This window comes from Acinetobacter sp. GW821-FHT01E09, assembly GCF_059422385.1.
In genome coordinates this window covers 2590952-2603620 of the sequence record NZ_JBWKWU010000001.1, presented here as the reverse complement: position 1 = coordinate 2603620, position 12669 = coordinate 2590952, and the positions used below count along the sequence as shown (strand labels likewise).

Sequence of the window (12669 nt, the reverse complement as noted above, 5' to 3'; positions counted from 1 at the left end):
AGTCGCGATTAATCCTGATTGATTTACTAAGAATTAGTGTTAGGAATGAATCGCATTTATTTAAGTTTCGGTTATACTTGAACGTATAGATAAACATTTAATATTGGAGATCGCATGACTGTAGATGTCACTGAAACCTTATCTCAAACTGTTCATCCTGCGTTTCAGCTGGTACGTCAACACCATGTAGAAGCTTTAGACATTTTAGTGTCTGAATATAAACATAAAGTGACTGGTGCAATGCACTACCATTTAGCAACTGATTACGACGAAAATGTGTTCCTTGTTGCTTTCCGTACTCAACCGATGGATTCCAAAGGTGAGGCACATATTCTTGAACATACAGCATTGTGTGGCTCAGAGAAATTTCCAGTACGTGATCCATTCTTTTTGATGATTCGTCGTTCATTAAATACTTTTATGAATGCGTTTACAGCAGCAGATTGGACTGCTTATCCATTTGCAACTCAAAATAAAAAGGATTTCCAAAACCTTTTGGAAGTCTATTTGGATGCGGCTTTTGCGGCCAATTTAAATCCATTGGATTTTGCTCAAGAAGGTATTCGTATTGAGCTGGAAAATGGTGAGCCTGTTTATAAAGGCGTGGTATTTAATGAAATGAAAGGGGCAATGAGTTCACCTTCAGATCAGCTTTACCATCAGCTTGCGCATCATTTGTTCCCGAAAACGACTTATCATTATAATTCTGGTGGTGATCCGAAGGATATTCCTGACTTAACTTATGATGAGTTAGTGGCGTTCTATAAGTCACATTATCATCCAAGTAATGCGGTATTTATGACCTTTGGTGATGAGCCTGCTTATAAACTACAAGAACAATTTGAAAAGTTGGCGTTGTCTAAATTCAGCAAAGGTGAAACGATTTACTCTAAAGAAGAGCAAAGACTAACAGCACCGATTGAAGTACAAGAAACCTATGCTGTTGATGCAGAAGATTTAACAGACAAGACTTATCATATTTTGTCTTGGTTATTGCCAAAAACCAGTGATGTTAAACTTCGCCTGGGTATGCGTTTGGTTGAAGGGATTCTTTTAGAAAACTCTGCTTCGCCGTTGCGCCATTATTTAGAAACATGTGGTTATGCACAGTCTACAGGTCCAATCATGGGCGTAGATGATTCTAACTATGAAATGACGTTCTATTGTGGAGTTCAAGGTTCAAATCCTGAGCATACTGAAGAATTTAAAAATGGCGTGCTTAATATCCTTCAAGATGTTGCTTCAAAGCCTATCGATAAAGACATGGTTGATGCAATTTTGCATCAAATTGAATTACATCAACGTGAAATCAGTGGTGATGGTACGCCGTATGGTTTAACACTGATTCTCAATGGTTTGGGCAATGCAATCCATCATAATGATCCAATCCATGCTTGGGATGTGGATACTGCCATTGCAGAAGTAAAAGAAGAACTCAAAGATCCGATGTGGTTATCCAACTTGATTCAAGTTCATTTATTGGATAATCCGCATCGTGTACAAATGACTTTAGTTCCAGATGCAAATAAATCTGCTCAAGAAGCAGAAGATGAAAAAGCACGTTTGGCGAAAATTGGTGAGGCTTTGTCAGAAGCAGATAAAGCTGAAATTATCGCGCAAACTGAAGCTTTAAAAATTCGTCAAGAAACTCCAGATGATTTGAGCTTATTGCCTAAAGTCGGTTTGGAAGACATTCCAGCTGAATTGGCCATTGTTCAAGGTCAATTGCGTGAAGTGATTTGCAATGGGGTAGATACACCATTAAATCTGTACCATGCAGGCACAAATGGAATTTACTACCAACAAGTATTGATTCAAATTCCAGATCAAATTGTAAAATCGCCTTATTTTAACTTACTGTCTGTTCTCATGGGAGAAGTGGGTGCGGGCGAATATGATTATCTTGAACTTCAACAGTTACAGACGGCTGTTAGTGGCGGTTTGGGAATGGGTGCTTCGCTTCGTTCTAAAACCGATGACAAAGGCCAAATTAGTGCATGGTTGACTTTAACAACCAAATCTTTAACGGATAAGTTTGATGCAATTCAGTTGCTTAAATTGGCTTTTGAGCAACTACGTTTTGATGAAAAAGATCGTATTATCGAACTTTTACAACAACGTAAAACACGTTGGGCTTCTCGTTTATCGGGTTCTGGACATAGTTATGCAATGCAAATTGCCTCACGTCATATGAGTGCGTTGGCAAAACGTGATTATGACAATACCGGCCTAGGCGCACTGAATTGGCTAGGTGATTTGATCGCAAAAATTGAAAAAGATGATGCGGCATATGATGCGTTTATAGATGAGTTAAAATCAATTCATAAAGGCTTAATACTTGCACCAAAACAATTTTTATTGGTGTGTGAAGAGCATCATTCAGAGCGTTTAGTTGAAGAAGTGCAAACGGTTTGGGATAAACTTGCAGTTGATCAATCTCCTGTCTATTTAACGCAAGTGGCTATGGATGAGAGCAATGCAGATCAAGCTTGGTTAATTCAAGCCAATGTTCAATTTTGTGCTTCTGCTTACCAAGCTGTAGATGTTGCCCATCCAGATGCAGCGCCGTTGATGGTGCTTGCAGGCTATTTACGCAATGGTTTCCTACATAGTGCTATTCGTGAAAAGGGTGGTGCATATGGTGGGGGCGCAAGTTATGATGGCAATGCTTGTTCGTTCCGATTCTATAGTTATCGTGATCCACGCCTTGCAGAAACTTTCCAAGACTTTGAAGCAAGTTTAGATTGGTTGTTAAACAAAGAGCAGCATGATTATCAGCTTGAAGAAGCTATTCTCGGTCTGGTTTCCAGTATGGATAAACCTGGTTCACCAGCAGGTGAAGCCATTACTGCATGCTATGCATTGCTTCATGGACGCACACCTGCGTTTAGAAAGCAATTACGCGAGCGCTTATTAAACGTTACTATTGACGACCTTAAGCGTGTCACACAAACTTATTTACTTGAGCAAAAGCCTGTAAGAGCTGTAGTCGCTCCAGTTGCCAAAAAAGAAGTGTTGGAACAATTAGGTTTTGAAATTAAGAAAGTAAATTAACCCTATAAATTCTTTCTGGAGAATTCTATGTCGTTCAAAAATTTTGAACGTACACCATTGAATCTGAGCATCTTAATGATGCTCAGTTTTGGTTTGGTGACCATTGCTCATGCAGATGATACTGCACAAGTGAATCCTGCAAGTACGCAAGCCTGTGTTGCGCTCGAATCTAATGCTGACCGTTTGGCTTGTTACGATAAAATATTTAAAACACCTACCGTTGCTCCGCAAGTCTTGGTGTCAGAGCAACGTGCTGCTTTAGATATTCAAAAAGCCAATGTTGAACCTGAAACACTCAAAGATAAAATCACCCAGAAAGCAGAAAATTTATTTGCGATTCATGGTGATAAAATTGACCCCAATACCTCATTACTTGATCGACGTTGGGAGCTTTCTCAAGACAGTAAATTAGGCACGTGGAATATTCGCGCGAATCAACCTGTATATTTGCTTCCTGCATTTTGGACCAGTAAGAAAAATGAATTTCCACAGAGTCCAAATCCTCAAAACACCGTGGATGAAGACCAAAATTTAAAGTCGATGGAAGCGAAATTCCAGATTTCTTTAAAAACCAAAGCTGCCGAAAATATTTTTGGGAACAATGGTGATGTTTGGGTTGGTTATACCCAATCGTCTCGCTGGCAAGTTTATAACAGTGAAGAGTCTCGTCCATTTCGTGAAACAAATTACGAACCTGAAGCAAGTTTGATTTTTAGAACCAATTATAATTTATTGGGCTTAAATGGTCGCTTACTGGGTTTGACTTTGAATCATCAGTCAAACGGGCGTTCTGATCCGCTATCACGTAGTTGGAATCGGGTTATTTTAAATCTTGGTTTTGAAAAAGATAATTTTGCCTTGATGGTACGTCCGTGGTATCGCATCGAAGAAGATTTTAAGGATGACAATAATCCTGATATTAAAAATTATATCGGTCGTGGTGATTTGACTGCATTCTATCGCTGGAATGACAATGATTTTTCTTTGATGCTACGTCACTCTTTAAAAGGTGGGGATGATTCGCATGGTGCAATGCAATTTGATTGGGCATTTCCAATTAAAGGCAAGTTACGTGGGCATTTTCAATTGTTTGATGGTTATGGCGAAAGCTTGATTGATTATAATCACCGTGCGACTTATGTCGGTCTAGGTGTTTCGTTAATGAATTGGTATTAATCATTTAAAATAGCGTTGATTGGCTAGATTTAAATAATAAGCTGTCTTGATATAAGGCAGCTTTTTTGTTTGCGGTTATTGAGTTATAGGGAAGAGTTGTTGTTTTATTTGGATAAGTAACGGGAAAGCTCAAGAGTGCTGTTTGCAGTATAAGATGAGGCATAGACTACGCAAAGAGATTAAAATTTTAAAAGTAAACTGTGGCATTGCTAACTTTTTATAATCAAATAATTTTTTACATATAATTGATTTAATTTAAAATATTAATTGAGAGAAATTATATTCTTGAGTCTGAGTTTTTGACTGGTTGACTATATAATAAAAAACCACGCTATTTTTAACGTGGTTTTTTATAATTTGGCTATTTAAACGCTTTATTTACGAAGTGCTGACTGTTGAATCTTCATCTTCTGTGGCTTTTTGTTCAGGTTCAACTAAAAAACCACCTGTCTGTCTATGCCATAAATGCGCATAAATACCATTTTGTGCGATCAGCTCTTCGTGAGTACCTTGTTCTGCAATTTGACCTTGATCTAACACAATCAAACGATCCATTTGTGCAATGGTTGAAAGACGGTGAGCAATCGCGATCACAGTTTTATTTTGCATTAACTCATCTAAACTTGATTGAATTGCAGCTTCAACTTCGGAGTCTAAAGCACTGGTTGCTTCATCCAAGATTAAGATAGGTGCGTCTTTTAGAAATACACGTGCAATGGCAATACGTTGACGTTGACCACCCGAAAGTTTTACCCCACGCTCACCAACATAAGCATCATAGCCAGTACGGCCTCTTAAATCTGAAAGTTGTGGAATAAACTCATCTGCTTTGGCTTTTCTTACTGCTTCATACATTTCTTCATCAGTCGCATCAGGGCGGCCATATTTGATATTTTCCGCAACTGTACGATGTAATAAAGAGGTATCTTGGGTCACAAGCGCAATATTTTTTCTTAAACTGTCTTGAGTGACTTCTTCAATATTTTGACCATCAATGGTAATTTTTCCATTATTGATGGTGTAAAAATGTAGAAGCAATTGAATTAATGTGGATTTTCCAGCGCCTGAACGTCCCACAATACCAATTTTTTCACCTGGTTGAATGTTTAAATTAAAGTGATCAATGACTTTTTTGCTGTTATAAGCAAATGTGACATCGCTAAATTTAATATTACCTTGAGTCACAACAAGTGGTTTGGCATCTTCTTTGTCTTGGATATTGATCTGACGACCTAAAGTTTGCATACCATCTTGAATTGTGCCGACATTTTCAAATAGGGCAGAGGTTTGCCACATCATAAACTCAGCCATACTATTGAGTTTAAGAATCATGGCTGTTGTTGCTGCAATCACACCAATCGCTGCTTGACCCTGTAACCATAACCAAACAGCAGTACCTAATACCCCAAAGAATAAAACGGCTGTCAGCAAATTGATGCAAAGTTCATATGCAGTGCCTAAACGCATTTGTTTGAACACTGTACGCATAAACTCTTTCATTGACTCTTTTGCATACTGGCTTTCACGGCCTGCATGTGCAAAAAGTTTTACTGTCTGAATGTTAGTATAGGCATCGGTTACACGTCCAGTCATCACCGCACGCGCATCGGCTTGTTCTTTGGAAATTCGTCCTAATCTTGGAATGTAATATAATGCCGCACTGACAAACAACGCCAACCATAATAAAAGTGGAATCAAGAGAATAGGAGAAATTGATCCCAACACGATACTGATGGTGATGAAATAGATGACAACATAAGTCACCATGTCGCCCAAAATCACCCAAAACTCACGTACAGCTAATGCTGTCTGCATGACTTTGGCAGATAAACGTCCAGCAAAGTCATTATGGAAGAAGTCTAAGCCTTGGCGTAGCATAAGATTATGAAATCTCCAACGCAAACGCATTGGAAAACTACTGTATAAAATCTGATGTCTGATAATGGATTGCATACTGGCAAAAAAGATATTTGCCAACAGAATACAGCTTAAAAAGATCAAATTTTCACGATGATTTACTAAAAAGTCTTGAGGTTTAGACTGTGTCAACCAATCGACTAAATGTCCGATTTGTGAAAAAAATAAAGCTTCAAAACTTGCTGTTGCAGCAGTGAATAATATTAAAATCAATAAATAACGCTTAACACCAGTCGCAGCTTGCCAAACAAATGGAAAGAACTTGGTGGGTAATGGTTCGTTTAAACCTTTCGACGGATATGGATCTACTAACTTTTCAAACCATTGCAGCAACATAAAATCCTCGTGGAAATTTTATAGATTGATTAAATTGTAAAATATTGAAATGAAGTTACAACCTGAACAGCTTAAATTATTTTAAGGCAAATTCAGCAGAAATTGGGAGAATAGTGGGGTAATGTAGATTGTATAGTTTTCGTGGAAATTACACCAGTTATTTATATCGAATAAAAACGATTTATACTGTGCCTAAAGCTTGTTAAAAAAACTTATCGATTCAATCAAGATTGCCCAATGAATTATAGATTAGCCATTGAGCATCCTAAAAAATTGATCAAACCTATCTAGAGCTGTGTTAAAACGCTAGATGTCTACTTTTTTATTTTAGGTTTTAAATCATTTACAAAGAGTATCAATCCAAACAATATTGGACTACTCAGTATGCACAAGGCCACAAAAGAGATGCTATTGCCATAATTTACACTGAATAAAAATAAAGCCGAGATGATCAACGCAAACGCGATAACTTTTACCAGTTTCACATGTTGCGCTAAAACAGACAATTTACTTTTCTGAGTCTTGATGATCTGCTTTGAGCTGATCAAATACAAGCTATAACTGGCAATCAGGATCAGGAGAAATGCAAATGCCAATATCATGATACAGACTCCTGTGCTTGTTTTTGTTCTAGCTTTTTCTTGATCTTCGCCACAGCTTTGTTTTGAATCGGTGTGATTCTTTGATGTAAAAAAATCGCTAAAATGGCGAACAACCAAATCATTAAGTCCACACGTAAAAAGAACCAATAGTCCTGTAATGAATGAATATATTGATTAGAAATCAGATAATAGATATTTAAAATAGGCAAGGCTAATGTCATGGCAATTAGCAGCTTGAGCTGAGTTTTCCAGAGATATTGTTGTTTTGTGCAGAGCGCAATAATAAAACTGAATAACCACAAAGTAAAAAATGTATAGACTTCATAATTCGGTGTATCTGCTTGAAGTTGCACAAAACGATTGGCATATAAATAACCCAACATCGCAATGGGTAAACCAATAATCATCGTGGTATTGAGTCGATTGACCAGATAATGCCCAAAGTGAAAATGCTCATTTTTCTTTTGTAATTGTCGTTTTAAACTCCAGAGCAATAAACCCGAAGCAATCATTGCACAACCTAAGAGGCCAGAAAAAAATAAGCCTAAACGCAATAAAGGTTGGGCAAAATTCGCCATATGCAGTCCGTACATACTGGCATTTAATGTTGCAATTGCACTGTTATTACGGGTATTTCCAATTAAAGCACCAGTAGCGCCATTAAAGCTAAGTTGTGCTTGATTACGTGTAATTGAATGATCTTCTAAGGCAGTAATCGTGAGCTTGGCAAGCTGTGTATTGGGTTGATCTACGGTAATGTTATCAATATTCGTTTTCCCCCATTGCTGTTGGGTTTGTTGCAGGAAATGTTGAATAGATAACATATTCTTCGGCTGTGCTTGTTGAGCCTTGTTTGCAGTTGAAACATGACGAATTTCATCAAAATACTGATATGGATTATCTGGATAGGTTTTTTTCATCCCTGCGGGGAAAAGCAGATAGAAAAAGATCGCTAAGCCGGTAAATGTAATGGTTAAGAAAAAGGGCAATGCGATTACCGAACTTACATTATGAAAATCTAAATATGAACGCTGACCTTTAAATGCTCTTAAGGTAAAGAAATCGGTAAATATCTTTTTATGGGTAATAATGCCTGAAATCAAGGCTATAAACATAATTAATGCTGCAAAGGTGACAATCAAACGCCCAATCGAATAAGGCATTCCATAGAGCTGATAATGAAACCCATAGAAGAAATCACCGCCTTGTGTGGCAGAAAGACTCAATTCTTTACCTGTATTGGCATCTAAAGTTTTACTTTCATAACCACCATCGGCTTTTTGCCAATAAACTTTATTTGCAGGGGTATTCTGGTTTGCAACACCGATATACCAACTTTTTGCATCTGGGGCATTTTTTTGCAAATAGGCAAAAGCAGACTGTATCGCGGATTCCTGTTTGATTTGCATACTCGCGAATTGTGGCTGCATCCACATACTAATTTCATGGCGATAATATGTTGCAGAACCCGTCAAAAAAATTGCAAATAACAGCCAGCCGAAAGTAAGCCCGATCCAAGAGTGTAACCATGCCATAGATTGACGAACAGATTTATGCATGAGTTAACCTATAAACTTGGAAAATAGGAAAAAAGTAGCGACCAACGCTAGGCTGATCACAGTCAGTTTCTTTAAAGAATGAATACAAAAGCTTAGAATCACAAAAATAATGTAAAAAATAAGTGCGCTAAATGCCGCCAAATAAATAGATTCAGCCTTGGCAAAATAAGGATAAAACACATCAATTAAAACTAAGGATACTAAATAACTGCACACATAGCCCATACCAAAAGCCAGTATAAAACGATAGAGCACTGATAAAGGGTAGAGCACAATCTGCATAACGATCACTTTCTTGCAATTGAAAACGCCTTAATCCTAAAAGATTAAGGCGAATTCAGATTAGTATTTAAATTTCACTGCAACATTATAGTTTGCAGATGGGCCATAAAATGCTTGACCATCTGGGAAACTATATAAATATTTTTTGTCTGTTACATTGTTTGCATTAGCTTGAAGCGAAATATGATTATTCAACTCATAGCTGGTCATCAAATTCACTAAAGCATAAGCATCTTGGGTAATTGTACTCTTTACAGTAGAGTCATACAGCTTGGTTGCATCTTGCCATTGTAAGGCTGCGCCAATTTTCAGTTTAGGTATAGCTGGAATGGTATAGGTGGTTAAAAGATTAATGGTTTGGTTCGGGTCGTAAGTACGTGCCTCACCACCATTTTTTAAGTCTTTTAAGCTAAATTGGCTATAGCCGAATGCTAGATTTAAATGATCTGTTAATTGTCCAGCCAGCCCGACTTCTACCCCTTGAGAGCGTAAGTCACTGGTTTCAACTTTTCGATTGAGAGGGTTTCCATCAGAGTTACGTAAAGGGTAATTACTTTGTTCTGTGCGAAACACCGCCAAAGTTCCAGTGAGTTTGTCATCTAGCCATGAACTTTTAATACCTGCCTCATAGCTTTCACCTTCAACTGGTTTGAGTGCTTTATTATCAGTACCTAATCCAGATTGTGGACGGAAAATAGAGGTGTAGCTTAGATAACCTGTGTATTCAGGGTTAAAGTTATAGGTAATGCCAGCATAAGGAGATACTTTGTTTTCATCATAGGCCATTGACGAACCGTAACTTTCACCTTCACTTTTAGCTTGAACATAATTTAAACCGAGTAAAAGTTTTAAATCATCGTTTAAGTGTAGGCGTGTTGCTGCATATACAGAATTGAGCTTTTGAGTATAGTTTGCAGCATCACTAAATGCTGACCAATTTACTGATTGGGGTGTCCAGCTTGCCCAGTCCGTGGTTTGATTATTATTGATATTGCTGTCATTAATTGTGCCTGAAGTTTGTTGATCATACTGTTTACTTTGTAGATAACTATAACCCAGTGTTGCTTCATGCTCACGGCCAAATAATGAATATGAGCCTTGCACATTTAAGTCAGCAAAATGTCTTTTTAGACTTTCTTTCCCGCCCCAAGCGGTAAGGGCTACACCCGCTCCATTTTGTTCAGGGTAACCGAAATAATAGAGTAAGTTACTGTTGTGGTCGGTTTGGGTGTAGTTATAGCTCAGCTTTGCTGTCCACTTATCATTAATTTTTTGCTTTAACTCAGCAAAAGCATTTTGTGACTTGTTGTCCCAATATGTCCAATCTGGATTAGGATTATAATTACGGTCATAGGAAAGTTGTTTCCCATCTGCACCTAGAAGTGGTAAAGCACCCCAATTATTTGCATTAGGTTTGTTCTGTTGTTGGCTATAACCGACAGTCAATAACGTACTATCACTTAAATCAGCGTCAATGATGCCAGAAAATCCATTTTTTTCGGATGAATAGCGATCTAGATAAGAATCTCCAGTTTGCTCATAACCCATCAAACGTCCGCGAATGCTACCTTCTTTGTTTAATGCACCTGAAACATCTGCTTCATAGCGTTGGGTATTCCAAGAGCCATAACTTAGTCCAGCATTGGCTTGAAATTCTTGGGTTGGGCGCTTACGGATATAATCGATTGTTGCGCTTGGATCACCAAAAGCATTGGTTAAGGCATCTGCACCTTTAATCACGTCAATACGATCATAAAAATATGTATCAGGGTTGGTATTATTATAATTGTAGCTGCTAGAAGGGAAGCCGACACCATCAGTTAAAATATTTGAGATTTCAAAACCACGAGCAGTGTAGGTTGAACGTTCGGTTTCTTGACTGCTGACAGTAATCCCAGGTGTATTGCTTAAAGCTTCACGTGCACTATTGAGCGCAAAATCATTTAATTGCTGACGTGTTACCACATTCACTGTCTGTGGTGTTTCTTTAACAGGAATATCTAGCTTGGCAGCGCTTGCAGATTTTTTAACGATATAAGATTTCGATTGTTCAGAGCTTAATTCAGTTTGATCAGCTGTAGCTTGAACTGAAATCGTGGGTAGATTTTCAATATCTGCAGCAAAACTCTGCTGAGCACTGAACACCGCTAAACTAAGAATAGAGAACTTAAAACTGTGTGGAAGAGAATTCAACATTGCTTATCTTAAATGATAATAATTATCGCTTAGTTTATTGTTTGTAAGATGTGCTTACAAGCGTCGTGCAATTGAAAATATAAATAGAAAATAAAATAACAATAGAAAATTAGATGAATAGTTATATAAATTTACGCTTTTGTCATGCCAGTATCTTGTTTTGACTATTCGCAATTAAATCCTATGAATATGCTATGATGCGCTTATAGTGCTGATCAGGAAGAATATCTTGCAAAATCGAAAGCTTAAAATTGGAATTGTCGTAGGTGAGGTATCAGGGGATACTTTAGGCGCAAAACTTATTCGTCGTTTTCGTGAACAGGGTATTGATGCTGAATTTGAGGGGATTGGCGGTCCTCAAATGATTGCAGAAGGATTTAACAGTTTTTATTCAATGGATATTTTATCTGTGATGGGGATTGTTGAGGTGCTTAAAGATTTAAAAAAATTATTTGCTGTACGTGATGGTCTCGTCGAGAAATGGACTGCCAATCCTGTAGATGTTTTTATCGGTATTGATGCGCCAGACTTTAACTTACGCCTTTCAAAAAGTATAAAACAGAAAAACTTGCCGATTAAAACGGTGCAATATGTCAGTCCATCTGTATGGGCTTGGCGACAAGGACGGGTACATGGTATCAAAGCCAGTATAGATTTAGTGCTTTGTTTATTTCCTTTTGAAAAAGGCTTTTATCAACGATATGACGTACCAGCAGCCTTTGTTGGGCATCCACTGGCAAGTCAATTGCCATTACAAAATCCAATTTTGGATGCAAAGCAAGAGCTTGGTTTAGATATCAGTCAAAAGCATATTGCCTTGTTACCGGGAAGTCGGCGTGGTGAGATTGAACGACTTGGACCGTTGGTTTTAGATGCAGCAAAAATTCTTCATCAAAAATATCCAGATTATCAGTTCCTGATTCCTGCCATAAATGATTTACGCAAACAACAAATTCAGGAATTATTAAAGCATTATCCAAGTGACTTGGTCGCAAAAATTCATTTACTGGAAAATACCGATAAAGAATCAAAAATTGGTCGTCAGGTTATGAATGCTGCCAATATTGTAGCTTTGGCATCAGGGACAGCGACACTTGAAGCATTATTGTTGCATCGTCCAATGGTGACTTTTTATAAGTTGAATTGGTTAACCTATGTGATTGCAAAATTTTTGGTGAAAATTCCGTATTATTCATTGCCGAATATTATTGCGGGTAAAAAAGTGATTCAAGAGCTTATTCAACAAGATGCCACAGCAGAAAATTTGGCCAATCAAATTGAAAAATTAATGAATATTGAAACTGCACAAATTCAAGTGATGCAATTGATCACCATGCACAAGCAACTTTTGGCTGGAAATAGTGAAGATCCTGTTCAGGCGATTTTAGCACTTTTAACAGCTTGATTTTTAACGCTAACAACCGATTAAGCAAATATCCGTTTGCTTAATCAGTTGCTGGAATACTTTGTAATCAGTTTAGAAAACCTTTAACCAATAAAAACTCCTCTAAATCTAAGATAAAGAGGAGTATGTATAAATCAATTTC

The 12669-nt window shown here is 37.5% G+C and carries 7 protein-coding genes; 3 read left to right on the top strand and 4 right to left on the bottom strand.

Annotated features, from left to right (window positions below):
* Positions 1 to 114 precede the first annotated feature (114 nt).
* Both AC07U8_RS11885 and AC07U8_RS11880 read left to right on the top strand, forming a co-directional pair.
* Positions 115 to 3054: an insulinase family protein gene (locus AC07U8_RS11885; protein WP_494737932.1), complete on the top strand. Its 2940-nt coding sequence runs from the start codon at positions 115 to 117 to the stop codon at positions 3052 to 3054.
* 27 nt (positions 3055 to 3081) lie between these two features.
* Positions 3082 to 4230: a phospholipase A gene (locus AC07U8_RS11880; protein WP_004822164.1), complete on the top strand. Its 1149-nt coding sequence runs from the start codon at positions 3082 to 3084 to the stop codon at positions 4228 to 4230.
* A gap of 378 nt (positions 4231 to 4608) precedes the next feature.
* Here AC07U8_RS11880 and AC07U8_RS11875 read toward each other — a convergent pair whose 3' ends face one another.
* The 4 genes from AC07U8_RS11875 to AC07U8_RS11860 form a co-directional block, all read right to left on the bottom strand.
* A complete protein-coding gene (locus tag AC07U8_RS11875) occupies positions 4609 to 6480 on the bottom strand; it encodes an ABC transporter ATP-binding protein (RefSeq protein WP_494738597.1) in 1872 nt (623 codons plus the stop codon).
* A 601-nt stretch (positions 6481 to 7081) separates the two neighbouring features.
* The gene (locus AC07U8_RS11870) at positions 7082 to 8644 is read right to left on the bottom strand and encodes a PepSY-associated TM helix domain-containing protein (RefSeq protein WP_494737931.1); all 1563 of its coding nucleotides are present in this window, start codon (positions 8642 to 8644) and stop codon (positions 7082 to 7084) included.
* 3 nt (positions 8645 to 8647) lie between these two features.
* Positions 8648 to 8926 carry a hypothetical protein gene (locus AC07U8_RS11865; RefSeq protein ID WP_494737930.1) on the bottom strand — a complete coding sequence of 93 codons (279 nt, stop codon included), beginning with the start codon at positions 8924 to 8926 and terminating at the stop codon, positions 8648 to 8650.
* A gap of 60 nt (positions 8927 to 8986) precedes the next feature.
* Positions 8987 to 11122, bottom strand: coding sequence for a TonB-dependent siderophore receptor (locus AC07U8_RS11860; protein WP_494737929.1), 2136 nt, complete (start codon positions 11120 to 11122; stop codon positions 8987 to 8989).
* Positions 11123 to 11351: 229 nt separating this feature from the next.
* On the opposite strand from AC07U8_RS11860, the gene lpxB reads away from it, so the two are divergent.
* The gene (gene lpxB / locus AC07U8_RS11855) at positions 11352 to 12527 is read left to right on the top strand and encodes a lipid-A-disaccharide synthase (RefSeq protein ID WP_494737928.1); all 1176 of its coding nucleotides are present in this window, start codon (positions 11352 to 11354) and stop codon (positions 12525 to 12527) included.
* Positions 12528 to 12669 lie beyond the last annotated feature (142 nt).

Coding starts and splice junctions, on each gene's coding strand:
- AC07U8_RS11880 (WP_004822164.1), top strand. CDS start 3,082: ATGTCGTTCAAAAATTTTGAACGTACACCATTGAATCTGAGCATCTTA.
- AC07U8_RS11865 (WP_494737930.1), bottom strand. CDS start 8,926: ATGCAGATTGTGCTCTACCCTTTATCAGTGCTCTATCGTTTTATACTG.
- AC07U8_RS11860 (WP_494737929.1), bottom strand. CDS start 11,122: ATGTTGAATTCTCTTCCACACAGTTTTAAGTTCTCTATTCTTAGTTTA.
- AC07U8_RS11885 (WP_494737932.1), top strand. CDS start 115: ATGACTGTAGATGTCACTGAAACCTTATCTCAAACTGTTCATCCTGCG.
- AC07U8_RS11870 (WP_494737931.1), bottom strand. CDS start 8,644: ATGCATAAATCTGTTCGTCAATCTATGGCATGGTTACACTCTTGGATC.